Origin of the sequence: Pseudomonas sp. HT11 (genome assembly GCF_044875395.1) — a bacterium.
In the GTDB taxonomy this organism is placed as follows: Bacteria; Pseudomonadota; Gammaproteobacteria; order Pseudomonadales; family Pseudomonadaceae; genus Aquipseudomonas.
The window spans coordinates 1113061-1127420 of record NZ_CP173217.1; the positions used below are offsets into that span (position 1 = coordinate 1113061).

Here is a 14360-nt window from a genome sequence, read left to right on the forward strand (position 1 = left end):
AATCCTTTGTCAGTCCGAGAAACTGCCTTGCAGGTGCTCGGCGCGAAATTCCAGGGTTTGCGGGCGGTAGCCGGGGCGCAGCGGTGGTGTGGGCAGGCAGTCGTCCCAGGTGGCGCCGGCCTGCAACTCGCCGGGGCCGCGATAGCGTGGAGCGGCGTAGACATTGTCGGCCAGGTTGACGGAGTCGCCCGGTGCATAAGCTGCAACGCGCCAGCGCAGTTCGGTCAGCGGTACGTCGTTGCCGTTGCTCAGGACCAGTTTCAGCGGTCGGTCTGGCGGGCATTCCTGCGGCGCATAGCTGATGCGCAGTTCCAGGCGCGACAGTTGCGAGGCTTCGCGGCTGTCCAGCCACACCACCCAAATCGCCACACAGCCCAGGCCGACAGCGGCCGCGAGCGACACCGGCAACGCCTTGGCCGGGTAGCGCAGCAGCAGGATCAGCCAGGTGATGATCAGGAGAACGCCGAAGAACATGGAGACCACCTCGAATAGGGAACGAGCATCCTAACTTAAGCGTAGGTGGGATTGGCGAGCTTGAGATAAGTGTTGATTGGGCGGCCGCCATCGCAGGCAAGCCAGCTCCCACAGTTGACCGGGTTACATCCGTTGGAATGCGGTCAACTGTGGGAGCTGGCTTGAACTGGTCAAGTAATCTTGGACACCGATTAAGGTTTACGCCGTCAATCGCTCTTGCGCGACCGGCGACCGGTAGTCGTTGTAGCTGTGAGGTCTGCTGATGTTGTAGCGCGAGACATAGCGCTGCACGTCTGCCCGGGCCTCATGCTCCAGTTTGTAGCCCTTTTCAGGCACCCACTCTGATTTCAAGCTACCAAAGAAACGCTCCATCGGGGCGTTGTCCCAACACTCGCCTTTACGGCTCATACTCTGCCTAAACCCCTGTTTCAGCAGCTCATTTCGGAATTTATGACTGGTGTACTGACAACCTTGGTCAGAATGAAACAACACATCCTGAGGATGGCCGCGTAGCTCCACCGCCATACGTAGCGCTTCGCAGGTCAGGTTGGCATCAGAAATCATCGAGAACGACCAGCCAACGATCCTACGAGCGTACAAATCCAGAACGACGGCGAAGTACAACCATCGCTTGCCGACCTTGATGTAAGTCACGTCGCCACACCACACCTGATTAACCGCCGTCACATCAAATTTCCGCTTGAGCACATGCGGTGCCACCAAGGCCTCTACACCCGGCGACTTGTATTTATGACGCCTGCGCTGACGACTGGCGATGCCTGCTTCGCGCATCAGACTGCGAACCATGTACCGACCGACACGATGCCCTCTAGCTTGCAGCTCTTTGGCCAAAGTACGTGCGCCCGCCGATTCTCTCGACGCCTTGTGATGCCTGACCAGCGCGGCTTTGAGTTTCTCTCGCTCAGGATTTTCTTTTCCTTGGCGCTGGCGCCAGGCGTAAAAGCTACTGCGGTTGACCCCGAACGCGCGGCAACACCTTCTAACGCCGTACTGCTCGTCCAGCTCCTCGATCAGCGTGAATGATCTTTGGCGTCCAAAAGCAGGAGAGCACTGGCCTTTTTTAGGATTTCAATGTCCAGGTCTTTCTCCCTGAGCAGAGCTTTGAGCCTCTGGATTTCTCGTTGATCAGCGGTAATCGCCTTGGCCCCCACCGGAGTAGAACCCAAGCGTTCTTTTTGCACTTGATCGACCCAGCGACGCAGGGCCGTAGGGCCAATATCCAGGCTGGCACAGACCTCGGTAACAGGCTGACCTTCATCCAGCACCATGCTGGCGGCCTTGAGCTTGAACTCACTCGAATAAGATTTACGCATAGCCAAACACCTCAGATTTGAGCGCCATCATAGCGCCCGATTGAAGTGTCCAAAATCATTAGGCCAGTTCAGCTTGCCTGCGAAGAGGCCTTCAGCACCACCCCAAAACCCCACAAAAAAAGCCCCCACCCAACCCACTGCGGATAGGGGACGCAATGGGCTGGGTGAGGGCTTCTTTCTACGACTGTATTACTGCGCGATAGTTTTCACCGACACGCCACGTTCAACCGGCGTGGAGCGTCCGTAGATATCTTCGAAGCGCTCGATATCGTCTTCGCCCAGGTAGCTGCCCGATTGCACTTCGATGATTTCCAACGGGATCTTGCCCGGGTTGCGCAGGCGGTGCACCGAGGCGATCGGGATGTAGGTGGACTGGTTCTCGCAGAGCAGGAACACGTTCTCGTCACAGGTGACTTCGGCCGTGCCGCTGACCACGATCCAGTGCTCGGCGCGGTGGTGGTGCATTTGCAGGGACAGGCACGCGCCCGGCTTGACCGAGATGTGCTTGACCTGGAAGCGGCCGCCCATGTCCACCGAGTCGTAAGAGCCCCACGGACGATAGACTTCGCAGTGGTTCTGGGTTTCGCTGCGGCCCTGGTCGTTGAGGGTGCTGACCATCTGCTTGACGCCCTGGACCTTGTCCTTGTGGGCAATCATCATCGCGTCCTTGGTTTCCACCACCACGATGTTGTCCAGGCCGATCACCGATACCAGCTTGCCGTTGCCGTGAATCATGCAGTTGCGGCTGTCCTGGATCACCACGTCGCCTTTGCTGACGTTACCGTGGATGTCTTTGTCGTTGACCGCCCACAGCGAGGCCCAGCAACCCACGTCGCTCCAGCCGGCACTCAGCGGTACCACGCAGGCACGCTGGGTTTTTTCCATCACGGCGTAGTCGATGGAATTGTCCGGGCAGCAGGCGAAGGTGGCTTCGTCGAAGGTCACGGTGTCGGCGGTCTGCTCGCTGCGTTCCAGGGTCAACAGGCAGGTATCGTAGATGTCCGGATCGTGTTTTTTCAGCTCTTCGAGGAAGCGGCTGGCGCGGAACAGGAACATGCCGCTGTTCCAGAAGTAACCGCCGCTTTTGACGAACTCGACCGCGCGTTTTTCATTGGGTTTTTCGACGAATTGTTCAACGCGGCTTACGCCTTCGGGCAGCAGTGAATCGTTGGTGGACTTGATGTAGCCATAACCGGTTTCCGGACGGGTGGCCGGTACGCCGAACAGCACCATCTCGCCACGCTCGGCTGCCACGGTGGCGAGGGCCAGTGCACGTTGCAGGGCTTTCTGGTCGTCGATCACGTGGTCGGCCGGCAGCACCAGCATCAGCTCGTCGCGGCCTTCATTGACCAGCATCATCGCCGTCAGGGCCACGGCAGGCGCAGTGTTGCGACCGAACGGCTCCATCAGGATGCGCTGGCATTCGAGCTTACGCGTGCTCAGTTGCTCGTTGACGATGAAACGGTGGTCCTTGTTGCAGACCACAATCGGGGAGTCCATGCCTTCGAACACCAGACGCTCCAGGGTTTGCTGGAACAGCGTGTGCTCGCCGGTCAGGGCCAGGAATTGCTTAGGGAACTGTTTGCGGGAAAGCGGCCAAAGACGTGAGCCGCTACCACCGGAAAGGATTACTGGGATCATGTGTTTCTCCTTGAATCAATTTGGGTCAGAGCTACGAAGGTTTGTCGTTTCACTCTTGTTTTTGTCTCGGTCTGAACTGACACCTTGGCCTTGTGGGAGCTGGCTTGCCTGCGATGCAGACGACTCGGTGTTTTAGTTACACCGCAGTGATGCCATCGCGGGCAAGCCCGGCTCCCACAGGGGGCATGGGTCAGTTCAAGAATCTAATCAGCGGGTCGATACCGGGCGTTTTACCCAGACTGGCGAAATGCTCGAACCGGAACCGGTCACATACAGCACCGCCGCTTCACCGCGCTCCAGGGCCACTGGTTTCACGTCGCCGACCTTTTTGTCGCCGTCATACAGGGCCAGGCTCACCTTCACCGGGTTGATTTCGCGCTCGCCACGGCCTTTGGCGGCCACCGACTTGACCACGTCGGTCTTGCCGTCGGCGGTTTTCAGGGTCAGGGCCTTGTCGCTGAGGTTCTGCACGCGCACCAGGGATTTCTGCTTGTTCTTGAACGGCGGTTCTTCGATCAGCTGGGGCTGGCCGCTGCCGCTGTTGACCAGGGTGTAGTAGTGGTCGGCGGCGAGTTTGACCGGCACGGTCTGGCTGCCGACCTTGGCGCTGTAGTCGCCGCCCGGCATGAAGCTGAAGTCACTGCTGGCCAGTGGCGCAACGTCGCTCAGGTTGGTGGCGCCGACGGTGGCGCTGACTTCCTGGTTGCTGGCGTTGTACACACGTACAAAGCTTGAGCCTTTCGGCGCGGTTGGGCCGTAAAGGGCGGCGTCGCCCCCGGCGAAGGCGGACATCGATACGAAGCTCAAGCCGGCGGCAATGGCCAGGGTCTTGGCGAGACGACGCGGAGTAGTAGTGAAAGTCATGTGAGTTACCTCTCTTTCAGTTTTGCGCCCGGTCGGGCGTCTCGGATTTTTGGGTTTTAGCTGGGGTGTTCAGTGCCATGTTCTGTTGGCGCGAACCGGCTTGTTTAAGCTGCGCAACCCACTGCGGGTCGGCATCACCGATTTCGTTGTTGACGGGCAGATAACGTTCAGGGAACTCCCAGATCAGCACCTGTGGCGGGCTGTTCTTGAAGTCGTCGCTTTTGAGGTAGCTGAGCATCGGCAGAATCGGGCCGTGGCCGTCTTCGGAGTAGTTGATGACATCGCTGTGCAAGGCTTGCTTGAGGGCGCCGACGAAGTTCCAGTTGGGGTTGGCGCTGTAGCTGGTGCCGACCAGTGCCACTGGGGTTTCGCTGTCGCTGAACAGGCCGTCGTCACCTTTGTTTTCAGCCAGGTGCGTGACGCGTTTTTGCAGCGGCTCTTTGGGCGGCATCAGGTTTTCGAACAGCGGGTCCAGCGGCAGGAACAGACGCAGGTCGCCTTTGTGCGGCTCGGTTTTTTCCGCTTCGGTGACAAAGCGCTGCGGTTCACCACTGAGCGGGGCCTTTTCGCTGATCACCTTGGCCAGTTGCTTGGCGGCAATTTCGGCGCCGTCCGGGGTCCAGTGGGTGTCGGTGCGCAGGAACACTTGCGTGCCGCCCAGCTTGGCCTGTTGCAGCGGGCCAAGCAGGTCGGGCGCGATGATCTTGTCGGCGGCGACACGGGCGTGGAAGTCCTGATACAGGTTGGCGTGGATGCTCGCCGGTTTCACTTCGCCCAGGTGTTCCGGGTACAGGCGCACCTTGGCCGGCACAATCGCCATGACCAATTGAATGCCCTGAGCCTTGAGCTTCTGGCGCACGCCTTCGACCAGCGCGTAGTTGCCCTCAAGGTTCTGGTCTTCGTTGACGATGGGGTTGAACTCCTCGTCGCTGTACAACCAGTGATCACGGCCCAGCACCACGCCAGGGCGGCCTTCGTTGAACAGCTTGTAGTCCAGCGCGGCCCACAGGTTGGTGCCGATGCGCTTGATCGGGAACTGGTCGTCGTAGTGCGTCTCGACGGCCTTGGTCCAGCGACCGTTGAGCACGGTCGCGTCGGCGTTGGTGCTGAAGCCGAAGAAACTGCGCATCGACCAGGCGCCCAGGGCCAGCAGCACCAGCAGGAACAGCGCGATGTAGAGGACGCGGAATGAACGGGTCATGGTCGGCTCCCCTCAGAATTGGAAGTAAAGGAACGGCGAGAAACTCTGCGCCGACAGTTTCAGGATTGACGCCACGAACAGCAGCAGTACAGCGCCGCGCATGGCGTAGCGTGGCCAGTCAGCGGTCCAGTAGGCCGGCTGCACGGCGGCGTCCTGGCCGACGGTGAAACCTGGCTGGTGGATGCTGCCCGGGTTGTCGCCCGGCACGGCCTTGATCAGGCTCGGGTCGGCCGGCTTGGCTTTCTCGGCAGGGCGGTTGGTGTAGAAATCGCGCAGGCCGAAGAACGCCAACGTTGCGTACGCCACCACCAGGGTTGCCACTTGCAGGCCGGTGAGGCTGGCGCGGTTGAGTTCCGACAGCGACCATTCGCCAAAGCTGAACATTGCGCCGTACATACGGCCGGCGACGTGCAGGTTCTCTGAGCGGAAGATCACCCAGCCCATCACTACCAGCAGGAAGGTGAAGGCCCAGCGCACCACGTTGAAGCTGCGCGGCGCAGTGTTGAGGCCGATGGCTTTTTCAATCGCCAGCCACATGCCGTGCCAGGCACCCCACACGATGTAGGTGATGTTCGCGCCGTGCCACAGGCCACCGAGCAGCATGGTCAGGAACAGGTTGCGGTAGGTGATCAGCGTGCCTTTACGGTTGCCGCCCAGGGTGATGTACAGGTAGTCACGCAGCCAGGTGGACAGGCTGATGTGCCAGCGACGCCAGAACTCGGTGATCGACTGGCTGATGTACGGCTGCTTGAAGTTTTCCATGAAGCGAAAACCCATCATCAAGCCCAAACCGATGGCCATGTCGCTGTAGCCGGAGAAGTCGAAGTACAGCTGCGCGGTGTACGCCAGCGCACCCAGCCAGGCGTCGCCCGTGGTGGGGTTTTGCAGGGCGAAGCAATGGTCGGCGACCACCGCGAGGGTGTCGGCGATAAAGACCTTCTTGATGAAACCCTGCATGAACCGCGTGCAGCCCTCGGAGAACTTGTCGAGGGTGTGCGTGCGGTTGTTGAACTGGTCGGCCAGGTCGCGAAAGCGCAACACCGGGCCGGCAATCAGGTGCGGGAAGATCGCCACGAACGCCGCAAAGTCGATGAGGTTGCGGGTGGCCGGGGTGTCGCCGCGGTACACGTCGATGATGTAGCTGATGGACTCGAAAATGTAGAACGAGATGCCGATCGGCAACAACACGTGGGTAAGGATGAACGGCTCCAGACCCACCGACTTCATCATCACGTTGATGCTGTCGACGCCGAAGTTGGCGTACTTGAAGTAGCCGAGGATGCACAGGTCGACCGCCACGCCCAACAGCAGCCAGCGCTGGGCCGGCTTGGTGCGTACGCCTGCCGCACCGACCTTGAGGCCGATCCAGTAATTCCACAGCGTTACAGCGGCGAACAGCGCCAGGAAGTCCACTCGCCACCAGGCGTAGAACACGTAGCTGGCAATCAGCAGCAGCAGGTTGCGATAGCGTTGCCCGCTCAAGTAGTACAAGCCGAGAAAGATCGGCAAGAACAGAAACAGGAACACATTGGACGAGAAAACCATCCCGATCTCTCCATGTTTAACAGACAGTCAAGGGCCAGAGCCCCCCCAAACCCCCCCACGATTTCGGGGGAGGCCGTACAACATTCCTACTGATGAAACCGGCTCAAACTGTGGGAGTGGGCTTGCCCCTCCCACCTTTCCAACCGCGTTGCGTCAGATTCCTTTGTTGCCCTTTTCATGCGCCGGGTCGTAGACCTTGGTCAGGTCACCGCCGAGCCGGAAGGTCTTGAACGGCTGCATGCCATGCTTGCGTTCGAGCACATCCGGGGCGCAGGTGTAGAGGGTGCAGAAGGGTTCAAGCCAGGCAAATTTCATGTCTTCCTTGAGGTCCTTCATGTCCTGCTCTTTGCCGTTCTTCTTCTCGAAGATCTCCGGGTCTTTGACCCCGGCCAGCACTTTGTCGCCCAGGCGTTTGAGCGCGCCGTTGTTTTCCTGGCGCAGATCCACGCCGTTGACCAGGGCAAAGCTGGCGATCATCGACAGCGGCGGCAACGCGTAGTTGTGGTACGACAGAGCCCGCTGCTGACGCTTCAATTCGTTGGGCAAAAAGCCCTGGTCATCGACCTGGTTGGCGCCGACTTTGTATTCCTTCACGGCCCAATCAAACAGGTCGCGGCGGTTGGTGGCGACGGAGGTTGCCATCACCGACCAGGCGGCCCAGTAGGAGTGGTTGTTAGTTTTTTCCAGCGGCAGGTTGTCCCAATCGCTCACCACCTGATCGGCCAGCTTGTTGAACCAGGCTTCGATCACCTGCGACTCCTGCTGGTGGTTGGCCAACGGGTGGGAGTCGGAGAACTTCAGGCGCACATAGGCCGAGGCCATGCTGCCCAGCGCCCATTTGCGCATGGACTTGCCGGTGTGGTTGAAGTCCTTGGACATCAACGCATCTGCCTTGGCCCAGCTGGTCAGCCAGTTGAGCGTGCATTCGAGCTGCTGCGGACGACCGTCGCGCATGAACTGCATCACGCGCTTGCTGGTGTCTTTTTCCAGCTTGGTGATGTCGGCCGTGCTGTCGCGAAAGGCTTTTTCGGATTGCACATTCAGGGTGGAACGGGCTTTGTCCGAACCTTCGTACTTGCTGCGAAATTGCAGCGAGCCGGTGTACGGCGCCGGCATGGCGTCGCAGTCATTCTTGAAGTCGCCGGTCTTGAACGCTTCCACCGGGGCGAAATAGCCCTGGGGCGGGCGCAGTGGCGCGGCGGCGTTGACTGAACCGGCGAACATCGCCAGGCCCAGCAGCGTTGGAATCAATAACTTCTGCATAGGTAACCTCATTGCGCACTTACTTCACGGCAGCGAAGCAGTCTTCTGACCGCCGCTAGGGAATACGTTGCGTGTGCAAATTTTCGCTTCGACTTTCTGCGCGGCAGCGCCCGCTTCGGGACCCTGCACTTCCACGGCCAGCAAGTTCTGCGAGGCCCAGTCTTCATCGGTGCGCAGTTCAAAGGCGAAACGCCCGTCTGTATCGGATGTTTCGGGTTTCTCGATCTTGATGTCCTCGTGGCGCCCGTTCATGTACCAGAGGGTGGCTTGCAGGGTCTTCACCGACGGGTCGGCGAAGCGGATGTCGACCTGGTGACTGCTGTTACGCAGGTCTTTGTTCGAACTGTTGACCAGCAATTCGTTCTTGCCGGGTTTGAGCGTGGTGCTGGCGCTCATCTGCGCGGTCTTGCCTTCGCAGCCGTTGTCGAGCAGCGACATCATCTGGCGGTAGATGGTCTCCTGGTCGAGGCGGTACAGCGGCGAGAATTCCCAGATGAGAATTTTCGGCGGGGTTTTCTGGAATTCATCGCTGCCCAGGTACTGGATCATCGAGCCTTCGAGGCCACCGCCGGGGAAAGCGACGTTGAGGATGTCGGCGCCGATTTCCTGCTCGAGGAAGCCGGCGAAGTTGTAGTTCTTGCCGCTGTGGCTGGTGCCGACCAGGGTGATCTGCGGGTTGCCCGAATCGCCGAACAGGTCGCCGTCACCGGCTTCGCCTTTGGGCTCGGTGGTGAACTGGTCCATATACTGGATCGCGTAGCTGGTGCCGCACAGTTGCCCGGCCATGTTGTGCAGGGTGCCGGTCTTGCCCATGCGTCCGGAGCGCTTGGTTTCGAATTCGCGCTTGGGAATATCCGCAAACTCAGGCATCGCACGCACTTTGGCACCGACGATTTTCGCGGTGCGCTGGGCGCCGTATGGGGTCCAGTGTTGGTCGCCGCGGAAGTAGAAATCGTGGGCCGGCAATTCATCCGGCAGTTGCTCGTTGGTCAGCGGCGACAAGTCCGGCACCACGTAGCCCATCTTGGCGAACCGGCCGAGCATGGTTTTGTAGTTGCCCAGTGCCTTGTCGAAATCGAACTTGGCTTTCTCTTCGGGGTTGAGCTTGTTGCGGTTCACCAGGCCACGGGTCGGCTGGTAGACCACCACCAATTCCACACCCTTGGCCTTGAACGCATCGTGCAGCTGTTGCATGCGTTTGTAGCCGGCGGGGCTGGTGTCAAATTCGGTGCGCAGGTCTTCCTGGGTACGGAACAGCCAGTCGCCCTGGGCTTGTACCAGGGTGGTGAAGTTCTGCTGATAGCGCGTGGTGTAGTTCTTCGCATCATGGGCCGCGGGGCACAGGCTGCAGCACGGTTCGGCGGTAAAGGTCGGCGCCTTGACGTCATCGGCGCGCACGCCTTGGCTGGCCGCCAGCAGGCCGAGGGTCAGACCCGAGAGGCTCAGCAGTTTGATCATGTGTGGGTGCATAAGGGTCATCCTCAGTCCTGCATTTCGGTCTGGCGTTCGACAGGGTCGATCAGCACGGCTTTCTGTTGGCGCACCAACAGGTCGAGAATTTCTTCCTGCCGATCACCCAGCACGCCGTTGAAGCTGATGCCGCTGGATTTGGTCGGCGCCAGCATCGACACGCGGTACAGCTCGACACTCAAGGGCGAGTCGATCGACAGCGGCCCGCTGCCGTTACCCGCCAGTTCACCGCCGACCACGATCAGCGAGACCTTGGCGTCGAACGGGTCGAGGGCGATGTCGCGGTCGGTGTCGGTCAAATCCTTGATGTGGCCGTACACGCCGGTCAGGCCGTTGGCCATCGAGGTGTTCTCGTACAGGCGGATGTTCACGCTGTTACGGATGCGAATGCCGTGGCGACGGTTGCTGATCACCTTGTTGCCCCACAGCAGGTTGTCAGCGCTCTCATAGAGCGTGATGCCGTCGGTGTGGTTGCGGTAGATCTCATTGTCGGCGATCAGGTTGTTCACGCTGTTACGGTCGATCACCAGGCCCGACAGCTTGTTGTCGTAGCTGCGGTTGTTGAAGATGAAGCTGTCGTTCACTTCCCGGGAAATGATGATGCCGTGCTTCTTCTTGGTGCCGTAGACGGTGTTGTCCGCAATGATCAGGCCGTGGGAACGGTCGTGCGGGTCAATGCCGTAGACGATGTTGTCTTTGTAGGTATTGCCCTTGAGCACAAAGCCGGTGGTTTCGTAGCAGTAGAAGCCGTACCACATGTCCGAGAACTCGGAATCGACGATCCAGCCGGTCGGCTCAGGGCGCTTGAGCACCTTGGCCATGTTCGGCGTGTACTGGGAAATACTCACCCCGTACGACTTACTGTTGGCGTAGCCGAAGCTGGCCATCTTGCTGTTGGCGACGTAAGTCTCGGTGCCGCCCCAAGCCAGCAGGAACGGGCGGAACTCCTTGGGCGACTGAAACAGCGCCGGGCCATTGGTCTTTTCATTCCAACCGGTGATCTTGGTGTCACGCACAAACAGCTGGCCGTCGTTGATCAGGAACGAACCGGCTTGCTGCGACAGGCGCAGCTCCTGGGTCTTCTTGTCGATTTCCAGAATGCCCTTGCGCCCGACCACGATTGGCAGCTTGGCCAGAAACACGCCCGGCGAGGTTTCGCTGAAGTACTGCTTGGGCACCTTGCCAAGCAGGTCCTTGAGGTTCAGGTAGCCGTCGTCGACAAAGATCGCCTGGGGAATGCCGTGCTGGCGCACCACCCATTCGGCCATCTTGTTATCGCCGCCGATAAAGTCCTTGAGCGCGTCTTCCTGCATCATGCGGCGGATGCTGATTTTGCCGGGCTTGCTTCTGACGATCTTCTTTTCCATCGCCGCGGCGGTGTAGCCCGACAGGTCCGGCAGGGCAGGCTTGGCCATTTCCAGCGGCGCGGTCGGCGGGCTGGAGATGGTGTAGGTCTTGGCCTGTTGCAGTTCTTTGGCGATAGTCGGCGCCTTGCCCTGCTGCGGGGTGTCGGCGAAGGCTGTGGCACTGGCCATCAGCATCGCGGCAACCAGCAATTTTTGAGGAATCATTGCGCAGGCTCCCATCAGAACTTCCAGATCACGTCGACAAAGGCGCGATGCATGTACGAGTCGACCTGGCTGCCATAGGCGTCACCCGGCTTGAACACGCCGGCACGAAAGCGCACCAGCGCCGACGGTTCGTCGATCGACTGACTGAGCGCGGCCGGCAGCAGGCCTTTCTTGAAGTACTTGGTGACCACCAGGTCCATCTCCTGGCCCAGGTCTTTCTTGCCGTCTTCAAGCGGCAGGGAAGTGCTGGACAGGATCGCGCCGGTCACGTCATCGGTGTTGTTCTGCACGGCATCGATGCCGTTGCTGCCCACCGGCTTGTTACCGTCCACGCGCCAGAATTTGTGATAGACCAGGCTGGCGTCATAGTCCTCGCGCAGCTGCCAGGAACCGAACAGGCTCATGGACTGCATGTTGTTCATCTCGCCACGAAACGCTTCGCCGAAGCGGTGCACGCGGGACTGGGTGCCGGTCCAGTTCGAACGGTTGCTTTGCAGGCCGTTCTGCTCGTAGTTGGCACTCGCGCGGGAGTAGGCCGCGCCGACTTGCCATTGCGGGTCCAGACGCAGGCGCACACCCAGGTCGGTGGCCCAGCCACTCACGTCATCGCTGCGCTTGGCTTCGGTTGGGCGGGTGCCGTCTTTGTTCAGGGCATTGACCGTGTCGCGGTCGCCTTTCATGCCGGTGACGCTGGCCCAGTAGTTGACGGTGTTGGTGTTGCGCCAGTTGTAGGCGTCGCTGTTGGCTTCGATGCCGAGCCAGGTCAGGTCGCCATTCTCGCGTTTGTCCAACGGGTCGGTGGCCACGCCCGGTTCGGCGTAGTCGAGCTTGCCGTCGTCATGGGTGTGGTGACCGCGCAGGCCGATCCACTGCCCCGGCGTCCACTGGTAGGCGGCGTCAGCGTAGAAGTGCTGGCGGTCCTTGTCCTTGGGCGACAGTTCCTTGAGGTCGGTGCGGTATTCGCTGAAGCGTTCGGCAGCGCCGACGTTGGCCTTGAGCAACGTGGTGTCGAAGGTCCAGTTCAGCGCTTCGATGTTGGTGTCGCGCCATTGGCCGTCGTCATTGCGCAGGCGCTGGCGGCCGAACTTGAGGATCTCGCCAGGGTAGGGCGTAAAGCCGCTGTAGCCGACCCAGAACTCGCGCAGGGCCAGGTAGTTCTTCTTGGCTTTGCGGTCGTCGTTGCTCGATTGTTCGGTCGTGTCATCGGAGGACTGTTGCAGCGTGTCGGTCTCGATGATGTCGCTCGACACGACGGCTTGGCCCATGGCGTAGGCGCTCCACGCGCCGCTTTCGCCGTAGATCCACGGGCGCAGGTCAAGGCCGATGCCATTGACGTCGCCGCCTTTCTGCGTGCCGAGGTCGCGGTCATCTTCCGATTGCGCGGTGGCTTTGACTTCCAGGCCGAAGTTCTTGGCTTCGGTCAGCGCGGCCAGGGTCGGGCAAGACCACAGCAGGGCGAAGGTCAGACCGATGCCGGCCTTGACGAATGGGTTGAGCTTCATAGGGATTCCTCGCCGTCTTCTTCTTGCAGGGCGTGCAGTTGCAGCGTGCTCTGGGCCAGGGTGCCGCGCGCGGCCAGTTCCTGTTGCACCAGGCGTTGGCCTTCGGCGCGTTGCTCTGGCGTGAGCGGGGCTTCGAGCTGCGTGGCCAAGTCATTGGCCTCTGGCGTGTCCTGGGCTTTAGCCAACTGGCTGAAGACGTAGGCGTTCAATGGGTCGGGCTTGGTGCCCTTGCCTTGGGAAAACAATTGCGCGATGGCGAAGTCGGCGCTGTTCTGGCCGTTGCGCGCAGCGGTCAGCAAATGGTCGAGGGCTTTTTGCGAATAGACCTTGCCCAGGTAGCCACGGCGGTAGATCTGGCCGAGGTAGTAATCGGCGGCCACTTCCTTGCCCACGGCTTTTTCGAAATGCGCTTCGGCGGCCTTGGCATCTGCCGGGACCCACTTGCCTTCGTAATAGAGCTTGCCCAGCAACAGCTCGGCGCGCGGCTGGTCGGCGGCGCGGCCGTTGTCCAGGTACTTCATCATCTGATCGACGTCGCCCAGTTCGGGGAAGTCGTAGAGCAGTTGCGCCAGGCTGACCCAGGACGCCGGGTAGCCGGGGGCGATTTTTTCCAGCAGGGCCTGCGCGGTTTTTTCGTCGGTCTTGCCCAAAGTCGCATCGCCCAACACGCGGGCCACGCTGTCGACACGCTGCGCGGTGACGGTGCCACGGCTGTAGCCGGCTTCCATCTGCTTGAGCAGTTCGGCCTGTTTTTCCGGCTCGGCTTTTTTCTGGTAGACCGTGGCCAGCTCGACGTAGCAGATGTCGGTGGTGTTCAGCGCGGCTTTGCAGATGCGCTCCACGTCATCCAGATGCTGGTCGTAGGTGTCCTGGGTGCGATACAGCAGCACTTGGGCCAGACCTGCTTCCGGGTAACCCGCGGCCTGCCATTTGCTGATCTGCTGTTGGGCATTCACGTTGGGGAAACTGTGCGGGTACTGCAGGTACAGCATCGCCAGCGGAATCAGGGTATTGCCTTCGCCATTGGCAAAGGCTTTTTTCAGCAGGCCTTCGGCCTCGTGTTGCTCGGCCTCTGTGGCACCGGGCTTGGCCACCAGCAGGCGACCCAGGCGGGCCTGGGCGCGTGGCGAGGTATCGGCCGCCGCGCGGTAGGTGGCTTCGGCCTGGCGGATTTGCTCGGGGTCGCGGGTGGTCACCTGGATATCGGCCAGGCCCACTTGGGCCTCGCTGTAACCCAGGTCTGCCAGCTGCTGATAGTTCTGCTGGGCGGTCACCGTGTCGCCACGTTTCAAGGCTTCGTTGGCCAGGCGCTGGTCGGGCAGGCCGGCGCAACCGGCCAGGCTCACCGCCAATGCCAGCGCGCAGAACGCAGAGGCTGAGTGAAATCGGCTCTGTGTGGGAGCTGGCTTGCCTGCGATGGCGTCGCCTCGGTGCATCTGAAAAACCGAGTCGCCTGCATCGCGGGCAAGCCCGGCTCCCACATGGGTCAATGCTG

Annotated in this window: 12 protein-coding genes; all 12 read right to left on the reverse strand. The window is 60.6% G+C overall.

What is annotated here, in order from left to right; genetic code table 11:
* Positions 1 to 9: 9 nt before the first annotated feature.
* Positions 10 to 474: a multidrug transporter gene (locus ABWL43_RS04975; RefSeq protein WP_106579538.1), complete on the reverse strand. Its 465-nt coding sequence runs from the start codon at positions 472 to 474 to the stop codon at positions 10 to 12.
* 198 nt (positions 475 to 672) lie between these two features.
* Positions 673 to 1509, reverse strand: coding sequence for an IS3 family transposase (locus tag ABWL43_RS04980; RefSeq protein WP_404488370.1), 837 nt, complete (start codon positions 1507 to 1509; stop codon positions 673 to 675).
* Positions 1506 to 1808, reverse strand: a complete 303-nt coding sequence (locus ABWL43_RS04985) for a transposase (RefSeq protein WP_014717988.1) — start codon at positions 1806 to 1808, stop codon at positions 1506 to 1508. The genes ABWL43_RS04980 and ABWL43_RS04985 overlap by 4 nt, the downstream gene beginning before the upstream one ends.
* A 189-nt stretch (positions 1809 to 1997) precedes the next feature.
* Positions 1998 to 3449, reverse strand: a complete 1452-nt coding sequence (locus ABWL43_RS04990; protein ID WP_119738428.1) for a mannose-1-phosphate guanylyltransferase/mannose-6-phosphate isomerase — start codon at positions 3447 to 3449, stop codon at positions 1998 to 2000.
* Between the two features lie 207 nt (positions 3450 to 3656).
* Positions 3657 to 4313, reverse strand: a complete 657-nt coding sequence (locus tag ABWL43_RS04995) for an alginate O-acetyltransferase AlgF (protein WP_053254501.1) — start codon at positions 4311 to 4313, stop codon at positions 3657 to 3659.
* A 16-nt stretch (positions 4314 to 4329) separates the two neighbouring features.
* Positions 4330 to 5514, reverse strand: a complete 1185-nt coding sequence (locus ABWL43_RS05000; RefSeq protein ID WP_262206499.1) for an alginate O-acetyltransferase — start codon at positions 5512 to 5514, stop codon at positions 4330 to 4332.
* 12 nt (positions 5515 to 5526) lie between these two features.
* Entirely contained in the window at positions 5527 to 7059 is a 1533-nt protein-coding gene (locus ABWL43_RS05005; RefSeq protein WP_262206501.1) for an MBOAT family protein, read from the reverse strand.
* Positions 7060 to 7212: 153 nt separating this feature from the next.
* On the reverse strand, positions 7213 to 8322 hold the full coding sequence (locus tag ABWL43_RS05010) for a mannuronate-specific alginate lyase (protein WP_145161263.1): 1110 nt from the start codon (positions 8320 to 8322) through the stop codon (positions 7213 to 7215).
* Positions 8323 to 8346: 24 nt separating this feature from the next.
* On the reverse strand, positions 8347 to 9792 hold the full coding sequence (locus ABWL43_RS05015; protein ID WP_262206506.1) for an alginate O-acetyltransferase: 1446 nt from the start codon (positions 9790 to 9792) through the stop codon (positions 8347 to 8349).
* Positions 9793 to 9803: 11 nt separating this feature from the next.
* A complete protein-coding gene (gene algG, locus ABWL43_RS05020) occupies positions 9804 to 11378 on the reverse strand; it encodes a mannuronan 5-epimerase AlgG (RefSeq protein ID WP_242194603.1) in 1575 nt (524 codons plus the stop codon).
* The gene (locus tag ABWL43_RS05025) at positions 11378 to 12865 is read right to left on the reverse strand and encodes an alginate export family protein (RefSeq protein ID WP_404486987.1); all 1488 of its coding nucleotides are present in this window, start codon (positions 12863 to 12865) and stop codon (positions 11378 to 11380) included. The genes algG and ABWL43_RS05025 overlap by 1 nt, the downstream gene beginning before the upstream one ends.
* Positions 12862 to 14301 carry an alginate biosynthesis TPR repeat lipoprotein AlgK gene (gene algK, locus ABWL43_RS05030; protein WP_369300953.1) on the reverse strand — a complete coding sequence of 480 codons (1440 nt, stop codon included), beginning with the start codon at positions 14299 to 14301 and terminating at the stop codon, positions 12862 to 12864. The genes ABWL43_RS05025 and algK overlap by 4 nt, the downstream gene beginning before the upstream one ends.
* Between the last annotated feature and the right edge of the window lie 59 nt (positions 14302 to 14360).

What these genes read in the sequence shown, in the direction of transcription:
- ABWL43_RS04985 (WP_014717988.1), bottom strand. Translation starts at nt 1,808, where the DNA reads ATGCGTAAATCTTATTCGAGTGAGTTCAAGCTCAAGGCCGCCAGCATG.
- ABWL43_RS05000 (WP_262206499.1), bottom strand. Translation starts at nt 5,514, where the DNA reads ATGACCCGTTCATTCCGCGTCCTCTACATCGCGCTGTTCCTGCTGGTG.
- algG (WP_242194603.1), bottom strand. Translation starts at nt 11,378, where the DNA reads ATGGGAGCCTGCGCAATGATTCCTCAAAAATTGCTGGTTGCCGCGATG.
- ABWL43_RS05010 (WP_145161263.1), bottom strand. Translation starts at nt 8,322, where the DNA reads ATGCAGAAGTTATTGATTCCAACGCTGCTGGGCCTGGCGATGTTCGCC.
- ABWL43_RS05005 (WP_262206501.1), bottom strand. Translation starts at nt 7,059, where the DNA reads ATGGTTTTCTCGTCCAATGTGTTCCTGTTTCTGTTCTTGCCGATCTTT.
- ABWL43_RS05015 (WP_262206506.1), bottom strand. Translation starts at nt 9,792, where the DNA reads ATGCACCCACACATGATCAAACTGCTGAGCCTCTCGGGTCTGACCCTC.
- ABWL43_RS04995 (WP_053254501.1), bottom strand. Translation starts at nt 4,313, where the DNA reads ATGACTTTCACTACTACTCCGCGTCGTCTCGCCAAGACCCTGGCCATT.
- ABWL43_RS05025 (WP_404486987.1), bottom strand. Translation starts at nt 12,865, where the DNA reads ATGAAGCTCAACCCATTCGTCAAGGCCGGCATCGGTCTGACCTTCGCC.
- algK (WP_369300953.1), bottom strand. Translation starts at nt 14,301, where the DNA reads ATGCACCGAGGCGACGCCATCGCAGGCAAGCCAGCTCCCACACAGAGC.
- ABWL43_RS04975 (WP_106579538.1), bottom strand. Translation starts at nt 474, where the DNA reads ATGTTCTTCGGCGTTCTCCTGATCATCACCTGGCTGATCCTGCTGCTG.
- ABWL43_RS04990 (WP_119738428.1), bottom strand. Translation starts at nt 3,449, where the DNA reads ATGATCCCAGTAATCCTTTCCGGTGGTAGCGGCTCACGTCTTTGGCCG.